The sequence below is a fragment of the Pseudomonas sp. 30_B genome, from assembly GCF_017491605.1.
Lineage (GTDB): Bacteria > Pseudomonadota > Gammaproteobacteria > Pseudomonadales > Pseudomonadaceae > Pseudomonas.
Window position 1 is genome coordinate 55835 of record NZ_JAFGYY010000019.1, and the last position, 17593, is coordinate 73427.

The window sequence follows — 17593 nt, forward strand, 5'->3', positions numbered from 1 at the left end:
GCAGCATGTGTCGTAGGACGTGTCCTTGTTCATCTCAAGTGCATTGAATAGGCTTGCCCGATCCGGGCGAGTCGACAGTAAGACTCGCCATCATTTTTGAGGAACAGCCCATGGGCCTGAATGCCGAGTGGATGCAGCGTGATCTCCAGGTGCTGTGGCACCCCTGCACCCAGATGAAAGACCACGAACGCCTGCCGGTGATCCCCATCCGCCGGGGCGAAGGCATCTGGCTGGAGGACTTCGAAGGCAAGCGCTACCTGGACGCGGTCAGCTCCTGGTGGGTCAACGTCTTCGGCCACGCCAACCCGCGCATCAACCAGCGCATCAAGGACCAGGTGGACCAGCTGGAACACGTGATCCTCGCCGGTTTCAGCCACCAGCCGGTCATCGAGCTGTCCGAGCGCCTGCTGCGCCTGGCGCCGGCCGGTTTCTCCCGGGTGTTCTACGCCGACAGCGGCTCGGCCGGCATCGAAGTGGCGCTGAAGATGAGCTACCACTACTGGCACAACCTCGGCCAGCCGGAGAAGAAGCGCTTCATTACCCTGACCAACAGCTACCACGGCGAAACCGTGGCGGCGATGTCGGTGGGCGACGTGGCGCTGTTCACCGAGACCTACAAGTCGCTGCTGATGGATACCATCAAGGTGCCGACCCCCGACTGCTACCTGCGCCCCGATGGCGTGAGCTGGGAAGAGCATTCGCGGACGATGTTCGCCGCCATGGAGCAGGCGCTGGAGCAGCACCATAAAGAAGTCGCAGCAGTTATCGTCGAGCCGCTGGTGCAGGGCGCCGGCGGCATGCGCATGTACCACCCGGTGTACCTCAAGCTGCTGCGCGAGGCCTGCGACCGCTACGGCGTGCACCTGATCCACGACGAAATCGCCGTCGGCTTCGGCCGCACCGGTACGATGTTCGCCTGCGAGCAGGCCGGCATCACCCCGGACTTCCTGGTGCTGTCCAAGGCGCTGACCGGCGGCTATCTGGCGATGAGCGCGGTGCTCACCACCGACAAGGTCTACCAGGCCTTCTACGACGACTACACCACCCTGCGCGCCTTCCTCCACTCGCACACCTACACCGGCAACCCGCTGGCCTGCGCCGCCGCCCTGGCGACCCTGGACATCTTCGAACAGGACAACGTCATCGAAGCCAACAAGGCCCTGGCGGCGAAAATGGCCAGCGCCACCGCGCACCTGGCCGACCACCCGCACGTCTCGGAAATCCGCCAGACCGGCATGATCCTCGCCATCGAGATGGTCCAGGACAAGGCGACCAGAACCGCCTACCCCTGGCAGGAGCGCCGCGGCCTGAAGGTCTTCCAGCATGGTCTTACGCGCGGCGCGCTGCTGCGCCCGCTGGGCAGCGTGGTGTACTTCCTGCCGCCGTACATCATCACTCCCGAGCAGATCGACTTCCTCGCCGAGGTCGCCAGCGAAGGCATCGACCTCGCCACCCGCGACAGCGTGAGCGTGGCGGTCAGCGAACGCTTCCCCGAGCATCGCGATCCGGGCTGATCGGCTACAAGCGGCAGGCCGAAAGCTTTAAGCTTGCCGCTTTCCCCTTCAGTTCGACATCGCCATGCGCCTTTCCCGCTTCTTCATCGACGCCCCGCTCTCCCTCGGCCAGCACGAGCTGCCCGAAGCCCAGGCCCACTACATCGGCCGCGTGCTGCGCCATACGGCCGGCGACGCCGTGCAGCTGTTCGACGGCTCGGGCCGCGAATACCTGGGCGAACTGATCGAAGTGGGCAAGAAGAACGTCCGCGTGGAACTGCGCGAAGTCTTCGACGGCCAGGCCGAATCGCCGCTGCGCGTGCACCTGGGCCAGGGCCTGTCCCGCGGCGAGCGCATGGACTGGGCGATCCAGAAGGCCACCGAACTGGGCGCCAGCCAGATCACCCCGATCGTCAGCGAGCGCTGCGAAGTACGCCTGAAGGACGAACGCGCCGACAAGCGCATGGCCCACTGGCGCCAGGTGGCGATCAGCGCCTGCGAGCAATGCGGCCGCTCGGTGCTGCCGGTGCTCAACGCGCCGGTCACCCTCGCCGAATGGCTGGAGAGCTGCGAGGCGCAGCTCAAGCTGGTGCTGCACCCGGTGGCCGAACCGCTGACCAGCCATGACAAGCCGGCAAGCCTGGCTTTCCTGATCGGGCCGGAAGGTGGCTTGAGCGATGCGGAAGTGGAGCAGGCCAAGGGCGCTGGTTTCCATGCGGCGCGACTGGGGCCGCGGGTATTGCGCACCGAGACCGCTCCGGTGGTTGCTCTGAGCGTGGCGCAGCAGCTTTGGGGTGATTTCTAAGGCGCGAGACTCCGGCGCCAGCCCGAATTCCCCTCACCCCAACCCTCTCCCGAAGGGAGAGGGAGCAGATCGTGCCGGCTGAAGGGGTGGTTCCTTCCTGCTCCGAACGGTCCCCTCTCCCTCTGGGAGAGGGCTAGGGTGAGGGATACCGGCAACGCTGATGCAATGCAGGTTCGCGAGCAAGCTCGCTCCTACGAAGAGCTGCAGTGCTTACCGGCAAGTTGTAGGAGCGAGCTTGCTCGCGAACCACCCAGCGCAGAAACACACGGCGATTCAAATCCCCCGCAACGCCAACCCCGCCAGCACCAGCAACACCACCCCGCACAACCCATGGCTCACCCGATGCCATCTCGGCGAAGCATTGCGCCGCAGCCAGTCCACCAGCGCCGCGCAGAAGAAGCAGCACAGCACCGACGCGGTCATGAACCCGGCGAAGAACACCAGCGAGTCGCGTAGCGTCGGTACGCCGTCCACCAACCCGGCCATCGCGCCGCCGAGCGCGCCCCAGTAGACGATGTTCTTCGGATTCGACAACGACAGCATCGCCCCGGAAGCGAAAGCCCCGGCGTTGTGCTCAGCGCTTTCGCCCTCCTCCACCACACCGACGCGACGGGCATCGCGCAGGCTCTGCACACCCAGCCAGGCGAGATAGGCCGCGCTCGCCAGGGTCAGCGGCAGGCGCAGGGTCTCGTGGCCCAGCAGCAGCGCCAACCCGGTCAGGCCGATCAGCGCCCACACCGCATCGCCGATCAGCGAGCCGAACTGCACCAGCAGCGCCGGGCGGAAGCCGCCCTTCAGGCCACGGCGCAGGGTTTCGGCCAGCACGGCACCGGGGGACAGGCAGAAGACGATGCCGAACAGCAGCGCGGCGAAGAACAGGGTCATGGATCAGCTCTCGAACAGGATGGCGATTGCACGAGTTTGCCCGGGCAACGGCCGCCGCACTTGAACCGGATTGCTCAGCGCAGCGCGCGCTGGAAGTTTCCCGGCGACACGCCATAGGCCGCGCGGAAATGCCGGTTCAGATGGCTCTGGTCGGCGAAGCCCAGTTCGTGCGCAACCTCGGTGGCCGGCAGGCTCGCGCGCAGCAACGCCTGGGCACGGCGGGTGCGCAGCTGCATCGCCCACTGCCGGGGACTCAGACCCACCTGCTTCTGGAAGCTGCGCAGCAGGTGGAATCTCGACAGCCCGAGATAGGCCGCCATCTCGTCGAGGCCGGGTTGTCGCGCCAGGTCGGCGGCCAGCCACTCCTGAAGATCGGTGATGCGCCCACGACTCTCGGCGCTTTCCCGCGGCAGACGCACGCCCATGGCACGGGCGATCTCGGCCAGCAGCAGCGTCAGGCGCTCCTCGCCGCGCTGGCGAACGAAAGCGTCCTCACCCAGCACACGCTCGACGGCGTCGGCCAGGGCACCGGCCAGGGCGGGAAGCCGCTCCGTGGGACGCTCGAACTCCAGGCACCGCAGGCCGAGCATCGCGGCCAACTGATCGGGCGCGAGGTAAAGGCTGACGAACTGCCAGGGTTGCCCTTCGGCGACACCACCGCCCTGGATCTGACCGGGGTTGTAGCTGGTGATGGCGCCGGGGCCGGCGTCGAAGGTGCGGCCGTCCAGCCACACGCGCTCCTCGCCGCGCAGGTTGGCGCTGATGACGAATTCATCGTGGCTGTGGCGCTCGAAAGAGTGACCGCCGAGCACGGCGCTGGCCACCTCGAAGCCGGGCTCATCGCCCAGCTGCGCGAGTCGCAGGCCGCCCATAACGAATCAGATCAGGCCGGAGTCGGCCAGCTTCTGTTCCAGCGCGACCAGGTCGGGAATGCGCGCCTGCTCGTCGCCCAGGTCTACCGCGTCCAGCTCCAGCGGCGCCAGCGGCACGTCGGCGCGCTTGAGGTCGGCGCCGATCTTCAGCGAGCGCGGAATCCCCTGTACCAGCAAGGCCAGGAACTTGACGTTGGCGCGCCCGCCAAGGGCGTTGAGCACCAGCACCCGGGCACCGGCGCTGACTTCGGTCTGGCCGCCGGAGGCCGCCTCGAAGGACAGCAGCGGCAGGCGCAGGTCGCGCCAGGCCACCTGGCCCAGGTACCAGGACGGCAGGCCATCCACCGGATGCGGCGCGCGGTAGGTGATCAGCTCGGCCACCGCCACGTTGGGCAGCAGCAGGTTGCGGTCGGCCAGCGGCACCAGCAGGCCGGTCAGGCTCGCCGGCGCGGTGTTGGCCGCCGCGGCGGGTTGGCCGCCTTCCTTGACCACGGAAAGATCACTCATCGCACCACTCCAGCTTTCACGTCACTTCGGCCACGCATTGCGCGGCCAGATGGTTGACCAGCGCCGCCGCGAGCTCGCGCGGGTCGGCGGTCAGCGTGCTGTAGCCGCCCTCGCGCAGGCTGTCGGGCATGCTCGAACAGGCACAGCTTTCGGCGCGCTGGGTCCAGATTTCCGCGCCCTGCCGGCGCACGTAGGCCGCCGCCGCGCTGCCGTCGCTGCACATGCCGCTGAAGACGATCACGCCGCAACGCTCGCCATACTGCTGGGCCAGGTTGAGCATCATCTGGTCGACCGAGGGGCTGTACGGCTCCGGCCAGGGACGGTCGAGGACGCGCATCCGCGCTTCGTCGTCGAAGCCCAGCTCCTGGCTGATCGGCACCACCACCACTTCGCCGCAACGCACCGGGTCGCCGTCGCGCACGGTATTCACATGCCACTGGCTGTGCCGGCCGACCGCCTGGGGCAGGCTGGCCTCGAACGCCGGGTCGATGTGCTGGGCGTAGAGGAAGCCGACCGGCAGGGCACCGGGCAGCGCGTCGAGGAAGGCCTTGACCGCCGCCGGGCCGCCCATCGAGGCCGCCAGCAGCCAGACCTGCGAGGCCGGCTCGCCGGCTTTCAGCGGGGAGGCAGCCAAGTCGTCGGGCAGCGTTACGCGGGTCGGCCGCTGCGCTTCGTCGAGCAGCGCCGCGAGGCTGCGGCCGACGCCGGCGCTGGGGTCCCCCACCAGCTTGCGCAGCTTGGACACCAGCCGCCGCTCCCAGCGCGGGTAATGTTCGGAATGCCGCTCCGGCGCATGGCCCTCGCCGAACAGCACGGGAATCCGCGACTGCTCCAGCAGGTTGTCCACCAGGGGCGAGTCCTCCTGCTGCGCCAGGTCCACCAGCCAAAGGTCGGTCTCGCAGGCGTCCAGCTGCTCGCCGTCCAGGCGCGCCGGGTCGGCGTTGAGCACCACCTGGTAGCCGTGGCCGGCCAGGGCCTGCGCCAGCACGTGGCGTTGCAGGGAGGTATCGGCGATGACCGCGATGCGCGGCGTACTCTGCTCAGACATGGGTCTTCACCAGGCTCAGGATGCTCTCCAGCAGTTCAGTCTCCTGGTACGGCTTGCCCAGGTACTGGTTGACGCCGATCGCCAGGGCGCGGTCGCGGTGTTTCTCACCGGTACGCGAGGTGATCATGATGATCGGCAGGTCCTTGAGTTGTTCGTCGTGGCGCACCAGGGTCGCCACTTCGAAGCCGTCCATGCGCGGCATCTCGATGTCCAGCAGCATGATGTCGGGCTTGTGGTCCTGCAACTGGGCGATGGCGTCCACCCCGTCCTTGGCGGTGAGCACGTTCATGCCGTTGCGCTCCAGCAGGCGGCTGGTGACCTTGCGCACGGTCACCGAGTCGTCCACCACCATGACCAGGGTCGGGCGCTGGTGCTCGACTTCCGCCACCGCCGGGCCGGCCAGCTGACGGCGCGGCTGCGCCTGCAGGGCGTGGGCATGGCGTACCCGGATGGTCGCCAGCAGGTCGAGAATCACCACCACGCGGCCGTCACCGAGGATGGTCGCGCCGGAGATGCCGGCCACCCCGGCGAACTGCGCGCCGAGGCCCTTCACCACGATTTCGCGGGAGCCCGCCAGGGCGTCGACCTGCACCGCCACGGCGTGGTCCGCCGAGCGCACCAGGATCACCGGCAGCGGCAGCGACTGGCCTACCAGCTTCGGGTGCTGGCCGTTGTTGAGCAGGTCGCCCAGGTACTTCAGTTCGTAGTCCTGGCCTGCGTATTCGAAGCGCGGCGAGGCGCCGCCCTCGGCCGCGGCCTGCTCGTAGAGCGCCTCCAGCTCGAAGGGGGAAACCCGCACGATGCCTTCGATGGTGTTCAGCGGCAGGGCGTACAGGTCTTCGCCGGAAAGCACCATCAGTGCACGGTTCACCGATACGGTGAACGGCAGGCGGATGTTGAAGTGCGTGCCCTCGCCCAGCGTCGAGTGGATGCTGATGGAGCCGCCCAGCTGCTTCACTTCGGACGCGGCGACGTCCATGCCGACGCCACGGCCGGAAATCTGGGTGATCTTCTCGGCGGTGCTGAAGCCGGCCTCGAGGATGAACTGCAGCACCTCGTGGTCGGTCAGGTCGCTGTCCTCGGTCATCAGGCCACGCTCGATGGCCTTGCGCCGAACCGCGTCGAGGCGGATGCCGCCACCGTCGTCGCCCAGGGTCAGGAGGATGTCGCCACCCTCGCGGCCGAGGGTCAGGCGGATGGTGCCGACTTCCGGCTTGCCGGCCTGGCGGCGCAACTCGCCGGACTCGATGCCGTGGTCCACCGCGTTGCGCAGCATGTGCTCCAGCGGCGCGACGATGCGTTCGAGCACGGTACGGTCCATTTCGCCTTCGGCGTTGCTGACCACGAACTCCACCTGCTTGCCCAGCTCGTTCGCCACTTGCCGGACGATCCGGCGCAGGCGCGGCACCAGGCGGTCGAAGGGCACCATGCGGGTGCGCATCAGGCCTTCCTGCAGCTCGGTGTTGACCCGCGCCTGTTGCAGCAGCAGGGTCTCGGCGTCGCGATTCTTCGCGGCCAGGGTTTCCTTCAGGTCGAACAGGTCGGACGCGGACTCGAACAGCGCGCGAGAGAGCTGCTGCAGCTGCGAGTAGCGGTCCATTTCCAGCGGGTCGAAGTCTTCGTAGCCGGCGCGCTCGGCGTCGGCCTGGTGGCGCGAGAGGATCTGCGCCTGGGTCTCGGTGTCGAGGCGGCGCAGCTGGTCGCGCACACGCTCGATGGTGGCTTCCATTTCCGTCAGGGTCGAACCGACGTCGCTCACCTGCTGCTCCACGCGGCCCCGGAAGATGGAGGTCTCACCGGCGAGGTTGACCAGGCCTTCCAGCAACTGCGCGGGGACTTTCACCAGTTCCTGCGGCGCACGGCGGGCTGCCGCGTCCTGGGCGGCCTCCTGGGCGCGACGGACGAACGGCAGCACCACCGGCGCCTCGACGCGCTGCGGCACGGTGGCGGCCATGATCGCCTCCGGCAGCACGCTCGGCAGGGCCGGCGGGAGCGGCGCTTCGGGCGCAAGCGGCGCCGGCTCGACGGCGGCCACCTCGTCGGTGTCGCCCAGGTGCTGGCGCAGCTGATCGACTTCGGACTGCAACCCTTCGAAGCCGGACTGCACGTCCAGCAACAGGCTTTCCGGCCAGGGCGCGCCCTGCTGCTGGGCCTCGGACAGATGCTGTTCGAGGTCGTGGGCCAGGTCGCCCAGGCCAGCCTGGCCGGCCAGGCGCGCACCGCCCTTGAGGGTGTGGAGGATGCGCAGCAGCTCGTCCAGCGCACCGTTCTCGCGCTCGGCGTCCCAGCGACCCAGGGCCTGCTCCATGGCGTCGAGGAGGTCGTCGGCTTCTTCGAGGAAGATGTCGAGGATGTCCGCTTCCGGACCCTCCGGCAGGCTCGGCTCGGCGCTCAGCGCCTGCAGGCTGACACTGCTGGGGATGCTCAGTTGCTCGTCGGGGTTCGCGCGAAATCGGCGGATCGCCTCGATCAACGAGTCGCCCTCCGGTATCCGACGGTGCCCCTGGACGGCCTCGAGCATCTCGGCGAGACGGTCGTGGCAACGCTGCAGCAGTTCGAAGAGCGTGGGGCTGGCGCGCAGGCGCCCGCCGCAGAGGCCTTCGTAGAGGAATTCCAGTTCGTGGGCGAGATCGCCGATGGGGCGGATCTCGGCCATCCGCGCGCCGCCCTTGAGGGTGTGCAGATCCCGCTGCAAAGCCTCCAGTTCGACGCTGTTGTCGACGTTTTCCATCCAGCGCTGCAAGGCACCGGAGGAGCTTTCGAGGATGTCGAAACCTTCCTCGAGGAAGATTTCCACCAGCTCCTGGTCGTGCTCGTCGTCCAGTTCGTAGCCAGCCCCGGCAACCGGCTCGGGGGCAGTCTCCTGCGGGACTTCGACGCTTTGCGCCACGGCCTCGTCGAGGAAGGACTGCAGGTCGACTTCCGGCAGCGCGGGCGCCTGTTCGGCTTCGGTCTCCAGCTCGGGCTCGGCGGGCAGTTCCAGTGCGATCTCCGGCGCCACCGGCTGCTGCTCCGCCTCGGCGTCCGCTTCGAGCGGAACCTCGGCCAGCAGGGCGCTCAGCCCGGCGGAGGGATTCTGCCGAAAGGTGCGAATGGTCTGCACCAGGTCGGTCGGATCGCTCAGGGCCTGGCCGGCCTGCAACTGGTCGAGCTGGGTCGCCAAGCGGTCGTGGCAGGTGCGCAGCAGGTCGCCCAGCGCGGGGCTGTGCTGGAAGCGATGATCCACCAGCCCTTCGTAAAGCGATTCGAGCTCATGGGACAGGTCGCCGATCTCGCGAATCTCGGCCATGCGCGCGCCACCCTTGAGGGTGTGCAGGTCGCGCTGCAGCGTCGACAGGGGCGCCAGGGCCTCGGGCGATTTCAGCCACTTGTCCAGCGCCTGGCCGGCGTTGTCCAGGATGTCCACCGCCTCTTCGAGGAAGATCGCGACCATTTCCTCGTCCAGTGCCTGCGGCGGATGCTGCGGCGCAAGGTGCGGGCGCGGGTCGGCAGCGGTGATGACTTCGTCGTCATCGGCGCGCTGCGCCTGCTCGGCGCTGTCATTACGCGGCGGCCAGCTCAGGCCGTCGGGCAGGTCTTCCTCGGCCACTGGCCGGGTGTCGAGGAGGAATTCCTCGTCTTCGGCGGGGAAGTCGTCGGCGGTCAGGCTCTCCAGGTCGACGAAGTCTTCTTCCGACTCGCCCGGCTCGGTCACCAAGTCCAGCAGGCGGCGCAGCGCTTCGACCTGTTCCGGGCGTGCACTGACCTGCAGTGCCGCGGCCACCTGGTCCATCATCCCGATCAGCGCTTCATGGGCCTCTTCGGCGGCGCTGAAGAAGGCCTCGCCCACCTCCAGCCGCCCCTGCTGCACCGCGCCATAGACCGCCAGCAGCGCGTCGGCCAGCTCGGCCATCTGCGGCAGCTCGGCCATTTGCGCACCGCGGCTGAGGGTTTCCAGTTCGTCGTGCAGGGCGCCCAGCTCCTGGCGCTCCTGCGGGTGTTCGCGCCAGCGCCGCAGCAGGTCCTCGGCGTCCAGCAGGATGTCCATGCCCTCGGCGAGGAACACGCCGATCAGCTGTGGATCGCTGCCGCTGCCCTCGCCGCTCTCGCCGCGACGCTTGGCCTCGGCGGCCTCCAGGCGCTCCTGGTGCAGTTGGGCGATGCGTGCCAGCAGTTCGGCGCTGCCGTCGATGGGCGCCAGCGGGCGACCTTCCACCAACTGCTCCAGACCGACACGGAACAGACGCTCGGCGCCGTGCAGCAGCTCCGCCTCGCGCAGGTCGATCTGCAACAGGTTGGTCTTGAACTCCTTCATCAGCCGTTCGAGCGGCGTGGCGATTTCGGCGATCGGCAGGATGCCGGCCATGTGCGCGCTGCCCTTGAGGGTGTGCAGGGCGCGCTGCAGGTCGTCGGTCACCGGCTGCGGCAGTTGTTGTGCGCAGTCGGCGAGGAAGCCGACCAGGGTTTCCAGATGGGTTTCCGCCTCGTTGCGGAAGATTTCCAGCAGCTGTGGGTCGAGGCTTTCACCCTCGGCCTCGATGCTGCTCGACGCAACCGGCGCGCTCGCTTCCTCGACGCTGGCGTCAGCGGCGGATTCGGGCTGTCCGCCGCCGGGCGGCGGCACCGGCTGTCCCTTGGCCAGGGCGTGGGCGGTGGCGGCCAGGCGGTCGACATCGTCGCGCTGGCGCTGGGCATTGGCGGCGAATTCCTCGACCAGCTCCGGCATCAGCGCGACCACGTCCTGCACGACCTGGTGCACGGCCGGCGTGGTGGTGATGCTGCGGTCGAGCACGCGGTTGAGCAGGTTCTCGATGGACCAGGCCAGCTCGCCGATGATCAGCGCGCGGATCATCCGGCCGCTGCCCTTGAGGGTGTGGAAGGCGCGGCGGATTTCGCTCAGCGCGTCGCGCTCGTCGGCGTTCGCCAGCCAGGCCGGCAGGTGTTCGCCAATGGTTTCCAGCACCTCGGCGGCTTCTTCGATGAAGACTTCGCGCAGCTCGTCATCCATCGGCTCTTCGTCGGCCGGCGGCGGCAGCAGGCTCGGCGGCACGTCCTGCGCGGGCGGATTGATGGCCTGGGTCGGCGTGGCCATCACCTCGGCGATGGACATCGGCTTGGCGATCGGTTCGGCGGCTGCTTCCGTCACGCGAGGCGGTCCCGGCAGCTCGACTTCCGGCAGGTCGAGGTCGGCGATATCCAGCTCGTTCCAGCCTTCTGCCGGAGCGAGGGGTTCATCGGCGCTGTCGGCGGCCAGGGTTTCCAGCTCCAGCGGCGCATCCAGGCTGAAATCGATGCCTTCGGCCAAGGCGGGTGTCTCGGACAGCTCGCCCAGGGTCCAGTTGTCGTCGCTCACCAGCGGCTGTTCAGCGGCGGGCAGCTCGACATCCCAGCTCAGTTCGTCCGCCAGGTCGATTGGCGCAGCCGGGGTCGGCTCGATGGCGGCGGGGAGTTCGTCCAGCGCCAGCGGCGCATCCAGGCTCAGGTCAACGCCCTCGGCCAGGGCGGGCGTCTCGGACAGCTCGACCAGGGTCCAGTTGTCGTCACTCACCAGCGCTTGCTCGGCGACAGGCGGCTCGGTGGCGGGCAGCTCGACATCCCAGTTCAGTTCGTTCGCCGGCGCGGTGGAAGCGGCCGCAACCGACTCCAGGGTGCCCGGGAGCTCGTCCAGAGCCAGCGGCGCGTCCAGGCTCAGGTCGACGCCTTCGGCCAGGGCGGGCGTTTCCGGCAGCTCGCCGAGGGGCCAGTTGTCGTCGCTCACCAGCGCTTGCTCAGCGGCAGGCAGCTCGGCGGTGGGCAGCTCGGAGATGTCCCAGCTCAGCTCATCCGCAGAAGCGGTCGGAGCCGGCTCGGTGACGGCGGGGAGTTCGTCCGGCGCCAGCGGCGCCTCAAGGCTCAGGTCGACGCCGTCGGCCAGGGCCGGCGTCTCGGACAACTCGCCCAGGGTCCAGTTGTCATCGCTGACCAGCGCTTGCTCAGCGGCAGGCGGCTCGGCGACGGGTAACTCGGCGATGTCCCAGCTCAGCTCGTCTACCGGTGCAGCCGAGGTCGGCTCAGGCATAGCCGGGAGCTCGTCCAGGACCAGCGGTGCCGCCGGCTCGGTCGGCGACAGGCTCAGGTCGTTGCTCAGCCAGTCCTCTTCTTCGACGGGGGCGCTTTCGCCAACAGGCTCAAGCGACCCGCTCGGTTCGGGCTGGGCGGGCTCGGCGCTCAGGTCGAGCGTTTCCCAGAGATTCTCTTCCGGGGTCACGGGCTCGACGACATCGTCCAGCGTCCAGGCCGGCTCTTGGGGCTGGGCCTCCTCGGATGCTTCCAGGCTCAAGTCGGCAGGTTCGGCCGGCAAGGTTGCCTCAGGCTCATCCAGCGACCAGGCGCCCAGATCGGCCACCGGCTCGGCAGCCGGCAGTTCGCTGTCGAGCTGCAGCGGCTCGAAGGCCGGCGCTTCGGCCTGGGGTTCGCCGAGACTCGATTCGTCGGATACCAAGGCACTGAAATCGTCCACAGGGGCGACGGGCAGTTCTTCTACCGGTTCTTCAAGTGCTTCCAGCGGGGCGCTCGGCGCCTCCTGCGGCGCCGGCTCGACGGCCAGGTCGGCCGCCAGGGCCGCGCTGGCGAGCACGTCGATTTCATCCAGCGGATTGTCCAGCGGTGCCGGAGCCGGCGGCTCGGCGGCATCGAGGATCGACGGACGAGGCTTGAGGGAGTAGCCCAGGCTTTCCAGGCTCTCCTCGGCCACGTCGAGAATCAGGTCGCCCTGGCTGCCCTGGTCCTCGGACAGGCGCTCGAGGTAGTACTCGACGCTGGTCATGGCGTCGGCCAGGGTGTCGAGACTGTGCCAGTCCGGCACGGCCTGGCGCACCAGCAGTTGCTCCTGGATGTAGCGATTGCAGGACTCCAGCAGCTTCGCCGCACGCTCCTGGGAGATCATCGCCAGACCGCCGCGCACTTGCGTCAGCAGCTCCGGCACGCGGGCCAGGTGCTCGTGGTTCCACTGCGAGGCAATGAACTCGATGATCGCGTCCTTGGCCAGCTCCAGGCCATTGCGGGCCTCCTTGATCACCACCTGGTGGATCTGCTCGACATCGGTGGTCGGCAGGCGGCTTTCCTCGCTGCCCGGCGCTTCGCTCGGGCCGACCATGCCGGCCAGGGTCGCTTCGACGTAGAGCAGCGCGCCGGCCACGTCCATCAGGGTCGCATCGTCCGGCTTGCGCTGGCCGCGCGCCAGGGCGCCGACCACCTCGATCTGGTCGAGGATGACCTTGCGCGGCTGGCCGAAGCCCAGCACCGCCAGGGTATCGGCGATCTGCTTGAGCGGCGCCAGCAGGCTTTCCAGCTCGCCGATGGCGCTGCGGTCGCTGCGCACGAAGAGGTCGAGGCTGTCCTTGACCCGCACCAGCTCCTCGCACAGCGCGCCGACCACCGAGCGCATGGCGTCGCGGTCCGGGCCGGCCAGGCGGGCACGTTCCTCGTCGACCACCGCCGCGCCGGGCAGGGCGTCGTCCAGGCGGTACTCGTCCTTCACCGCGCGCACACGCGGCGACTGCTCGGAGGCCTTGGCCACGTAGAACAGCAGGTTCTTGATCAGCTCATCCGGCGCCGGCTGGTTCATCGCGTCGGCGCCCTGGTCGACCAGGCGCTTGAACTCGCGGTCCACCTGGCGCAGCAGGTTGCGCATGGAGGTGCCGTTGGCGATGCTGCCGTTGGCCAGTCCTTCGACGATGGCCGAGGCGATCACCCACAGGCGGCCCAGCGGCGCGTCCTTGCACACGGACTCCAGACGGGCGAAGACGCGCGCCATGTAGCCCAGGTTGGTCGGCAGGTCCTGATTACGGATAACGCCCACCAGGGCGACCTGGAGCATCTGCCGCAGCTTGCGCAGCAGCGCCGTGAACTCGGCGGTGCGCAGGCGCGCCAGGGCATCGCTCGACAGCGCAGCCGCCGTGCGGGAGAGGTCGGGGGAGAACAGGCTGGTTTCCGACAGCAGCTTCTCGCCGCGGGCGGTGCGCAGGTCGTTGAGCAGCGGCAGCACGACCATCGGCAGGTCGCGGCGGGCGCTCTGGATGCGGTCCAGGTAGACCGGCAGCTGCAGGATGGCCTGCATCAGCACTTCCAGGGCCTCGCCCTGGCGGGTGACGCGCTGGTCGATCAATGCCTGGGTCAGGTGCTCCATTTCTTCGGCGAGCAATGCCGCGCCGTAGAACTCCACCATCTGCAGGGTGCCCCGCACCTGATGGATATAGGCCAGGCAAAAGCCCATCCGCGTCGGGTCCTGGGGATTCTCGACGTAGGATTCGAGCGCCTGTCGCGCCTGCTTGAGCGTTTCGGCAATCTCGCCTTTCACCCATTCCAGGGCGACATAATCGTGCCGATCACCCATAGCCACTCCACTCATGTGTCTGTGTCACCCCTTCCGGGTAAAGGCCAGAACGTGCTCGTCGGCAACCGGTTCGAGCAGCGGATGGTGCCAATCCACCACCTCGCCGACACCGACCACCAACAGCCCCCCCGGCGCCAGCCGCTCGGCCAGGCGATTGAGGATTTCCCGCCGCCGCCAGCGGCGGAAGTAGATCAGCAGGTTCTGGCAAAAGATCACATCCATGCCGGACATTGGCGCCTGGGCCAGTTCCAGCACATTCAGCCGGGCGCAGCAGACGCGCTCGGCCAGACTCGGTATCACCTGATAACGCCCGTCGGCCTGCACGCTGAAGAAGCGCTCGGTCAAGGCGGGGTCGAACTCATCCAGCTTGCGTGCCGCATACACCGCCGCGCGCGCCCGGCTCAGGGCGCTAAGGCTGATGTCGGTCCCGGTCACGCCGAACAACGGCGCGAGCCCTGCGGCCTCCATGGTCTGCATGGCGACCATGGCCAGGGAGTATGGCTCCTCGCCGCTGGAGCAGCCCACGCTCCACAAGGCCAGCGGCCGGTCCTGACCAACCTCTTCGACGCGCCGGCGCAGGTAGCGCCCGAGCAGGTCGAAGGAGGGCTTGTGGCGAAAGAAACGGGTTTCCTGAACGGTGAGGCGGTCCAGCAGGTTCGACCATTCCACCGCGCCGCGCGGGCCATCGGTGACCTGCCGGAAGTAGCTGCCGTAGTCGCTGATGCCCAGTTCGCGCATGCGTGCGCCCAGGCTGGTCTGCAGGAAGGCGCGGCGCTGTTCGTTGACGACAACGCCGGTACGGTCTTCCAACAGTGCCTGCCAGTCGCGGAATTCCGCGGCCGACATGTCGGCCAACGGCTGCAACGACCAGACGCCACTTGCCTGCATGTCGCGCCCCTCGCTCAAGACTGTCGTGCGCTACCCGGCAATGAGCAGCGCACCTCCTCTGCTCAGGCCTGTTCCGCAAGGTCCGGCAGTTTGAAGCCGGATACGGAATTGCGCATTTCACTCGCCATCTTCGCCAGGTTACCAATGCTGCGCGCGGTGGCGGTGGTACCGGCGGAGGTCTGCGAGGTGATCTCCTGGATCACGTTCATGGTGTTGGAAATGTGGCCGGCGGAGGACGCCTGCTGACGGGCGGCGTTGGAAATGTTCTGGATCAGGGCCGCCAGGGTCTTGGATACCTTCTCGATCTCTTCCAGGGCCACACCGGCGTCCTGCGCCAGACGGGCACCGCGCACCACCTCGGAGGTGGTCTGTTCCATCGAGATCACCGCTTCGTTGGTGTCGGTCTGAATGGTCTTCACCAGCGCCTCGATCTGCTTGGTCGCCGCGGAGGAACGTTCCGCCAGGCGCTGTACTTCGTCCGCTACCACCGCAAAGCCTCGGCCCGCGTCGCCCGCCATGGACGCCTGGATCGCGGCGTTCAGGGCGAGGATGTTGGTCTGGTCGGCAATGTCGTTAATGAGGCTTACGATGTCACCGATCTCCTGGGACGATTCACCGAGGCGCTTGATCCGCTTCGAGGTGTCCTGGATCTGCTCACGGATGTTGTCCATGCCGGTGATGGTGTTGTGCACCACTTCGTTGCCCTTGTTGGCGATGGCTACGGAACGTTCCGCTACCGCCGAGGACTCGGAGGCGTTCGCCGATACCTGGTCAATGGACACGGCCATTTCGTTGATCGCGGCGGAGGCGCCGGCGATTTCCTGGGCCTGGTGCTCGGAAGCCTCGGCCAGGTGCATGGCGGTGGCCTGGGTTTCCTGGGCGGCGGCGGCCACCTGCACGGCGGTCAGGTTGATGGTTTCCACCAGCTCGCGGAGCTGGTCGATGGAGTAGTTGATGGAGTCCGCGATCGCACCGGTGAAGTCCTCGGTCACGGTCGCGGCCACCGTCAGGTCACCGTCGGCGAGGTCGGCGATCTCGTCGAGCAGTCGCAGAATCGCCGCCTGGTTACGGTCGTTCTTCTCGGCGGTCTCGGCCAGCCGGCGGTTGGTCTCGCGCACCATCACCAGGCCGATGAGGATGATCGCGCCCAGCACGATCACACCCAGCATGGCGCTGGCGACCTTGTTGAAGACACGGCCCTCGGCCAGGTTCTCGAAGCCGGTAGCCAGGGTCGAGGCCTTCTCCAGCAGGGTCTGCGAACCGCCGAAGATGGTGTTGGCCGCTTCACGGACCTGGAACAGTTCCGGCGAGGTCTCGAGGATCTCGTCCACCGAACCGGATACGAATTCGAAGAGTTCGGAAATCTCGTTGAGGCGGTCCACCGCTTCGGCGTTGGTCACCTTGGAGATGCTCATCGCCGCGTTGCCTTCCTTCATGCCCTTGAGCACGCGACCGAACAGGCTGGCGTCGCGGCCGAAGCTGTCGGCGGCCTGGACGGAGTTCTCGTCACCGGCAAGCACCTTGTTCACCGAGCCGAGGATACGTTCGGCCAGCAGCGACTGGCGCTGGGCGACCGCGACCTGGTCGGCCGGGGCGCCGTTCTCCAGCAGGATGTCGACGACCTCTTCGTACTCCACCTGCAGCTGCGGGATGGTCTCGGCGAGGGTCGCGGCCACCTGGTGCAGGGACAGTACGGTCTGCTCGCTGGCCAGGATGGAGTCGGTGTTCTTGCGCAGGACGTCCCAGTCCTTCTGCACTTCCGCCATCTGCGGTTGCACGGAGGCCGGGCTCGGCGGCAGGCCGGTGGTTTCGTCACCCTTGACCAGGATGTTCCAGCGCTTCTCGAAGTCGTTGCGCGCTTCTTTCAGCAGCTTGAACGCCTCGCCCTTGCCCGCCGCCGCTTCGGTGGCGTTCTTGGCGATGCGCTGGGACAGCACGCGCAGCTCACCGGCGTGGCCGATGTACTGCTTGTCATGGTCCGCCTGGGTGTTGAGGTAAGCGAAGTTGGCGAACAACAAGACGATCGCCACGATCAGGACCACGAAGAGTCCGAGGATCAGCGAGCTGCTACGCGTGCCCGAAAAGAGACTGCCTGCCTTGATTTTTTTCATATACGGCCCCCGCCTGGACCCCCAACGCTTACGGTTTCCATGTCACAACAAGGGCTGGCGAACCAGCCCAACCGGTAAAATCTAGCTGGCGACTTCGAGGAACGCCGGGTGCTGCGCCAGCGCATGCGGGCTGAACACCAACCAGGGCTGTTCTCGATTGAAGACGCCATGAATAAAGGGTTGCAGGACCGCTTCGAGGGGCGGCAGCTGCTCGCTGAAGGTTTCCACCGGGAAGTGCTGCATGCCGAACACCTCATCGACGATGAGGCCGGCGAAGACTTCCTGGTGTTCCACCACCAGCACGCGCCGCTGTTTGCGCAGAGGCGACAGCTCCGCGCCGAGGAAGCCGCACAGGTCCATGATCGGCAACAGGCGACCGCGCACGTTGGCGACCCCCTTCACCCAGTCACGGACACCCGGCAGCTGTGTGTAGCGCGGCTCATGAAGAACCTCGCCGACCTCCCCCATGGGTGCCACGAACAGGCGCCCGGCCATGCGAAAGCCAATCCCGTTCCAGCTCTGCGCCACTTCGCGCTGCGCAGGCAGGCCCGCGGCCAGCAGACGACAGCGCTGATCGATCTGGACGAGAACCTCGAAAGGACTCTGGACTTCCGCCATGCCGGCCCTGGCC

10 protein-coding genes are annotated in these 17593 nt (G+C 67.7%); 2 read left to right on the forward strand and 8 right to left on the reverse strand.

Annotated elements, in window-relative coordinates; translation table 11 throughout:
- Nucleotides 1–110: 110 nt before the first annotated feature.
- Both J5M67_RS19960 and J5M67_RS19965 read left to right on the forward strand, forming a co-directional pair.
- Entirely contained in the window at nt 111–1514 is a 1404-nt protein-coding gene (locus J5M67_RS19960; RefSeq protein ID WP_207887053.1) for an adenosylmethionine--8-amino-7-oxononanoate transaminase, read from the forward strand.
- A 64-nt stretch (nt 1515–1578) separates the two neighbouring features.
- Complete coding sequence (locus J5M67_RS19965; RefSeq protein WP_207887054.1) at nt 1579–2298, forward strand: 16S rRNA (uracil(1498)-N(3))-methyltransferase; 720 nt, start codon at nt 1579–1581, stop codon at nt 2296–2298.
- A gap of 273 nt (nt 2299–2571) precedes the next feature.
- Here the strand turns inward: J5M67_RS19965 and J5M67_RS19970 are convergent, their stop codons facing one another.
- The 8 genes from J5M67_RS19970 to J5M67_RS20005 all read right to left on the reverse strand — a co-directional run bounded on the left by J5M67_RS19970 (nt 2572) and on the right by J5M67_RS20005 (nt 17580).
- On the reverse strand, nt 2572–3183 hold the full coding sequence (locus tag J5M67_RS19970) for a LysE family transporter (protein WP_207887055.1): 612 nt from the start codon (nt 3181–3183) through the stop codon (nt 2572–2574).
- A gap of 74 nt (nt 3184–3257) precedes the next feature.
- On the reverse strand, nt 3258–4055 hold the full coding sequence (locus J5M67_RS19975) for an AraC family transcriptional regulator (protein WP_207887056.1): 798 nt from the start codon (nt 4053–4055) through the stop codon (nt 3258–3260).
- Between the two features lie 6 nt (nt 4056–4061).
- Nucleotides 4062–4562: a chemotaxis protein CheW gene (locus J5M67_RS19980; protein WP_207887057.1), complete on the reverse strand. Its 501-nt coding sequence runs from the start codon at nt 4560–4562 to the stop codon at nt 4062–4064.
- Nucleotides 4563–4578: 16 nt separating this feature from the next.
- The gene (locus tag J5M67_RS19985) at nt 4579–5610 is read right to left on the reverse strand and encodes a chemotaxis protein CheB (protein ID WP_207887058.1); all 1032 of its coding nucleotides are present in this window, start codon (nt 5608–5610) and stop codon (nt 4579–4581) included.
- On the reverse strand, nt 5603–13963 hold the full coding sequence (locus J5M67_RS19990; RefSeq protein ID WP_207887059.1) for an Hpt domain-containing protein: 8361 nt from the start codon (nt 13961–13963) through the stop codon (nt 5603–5605). The genes J5M67_RS19985 and J5M67_RS19990 overlap by 8 nt, the downstream gene beginning before the upstream one ends.
- A gap of 24 nt (nt 13964–13987) precedes the next feature.
- Entirely contained in the window at nt 13988–14851 is an 864-nt protein-coding gene (locus J5M67_RS19995; RefSeq protein ID WP_207887060.1) for a CheR family methyltransferase, read from the reverse strand.
- Nucleotides 14852–14913: 62 nt separating this feature from the next.
- Nucleotides 14914–16962 (reverse strand): methyl-accepting chemotaxis protein, encoded by a 2049-nt coding sequence (locus tag J5M67_RS20000; RefSeq protein ID WP_207887061.1) that lies wholly within the window; start codon nt 16960–16962, stop codon nt 14914–14916.
- Between the two features lie 81 nt (nt 16963–17043).
- The gene (locus J5M67_RS20005; RefSeq protein ID WP_207887062.1) at nt 17044–17580 is read right to left on the reverse strand and encodes a chemotaxis protein CheW; all 537 of its coding nucleotides are present in this window, start codon (nt 17578–17580) and stop codon (nt 17044–17046) included.
- Between the last annotated feature and the right edge of the window lie 13 nt (nt 17581–17593).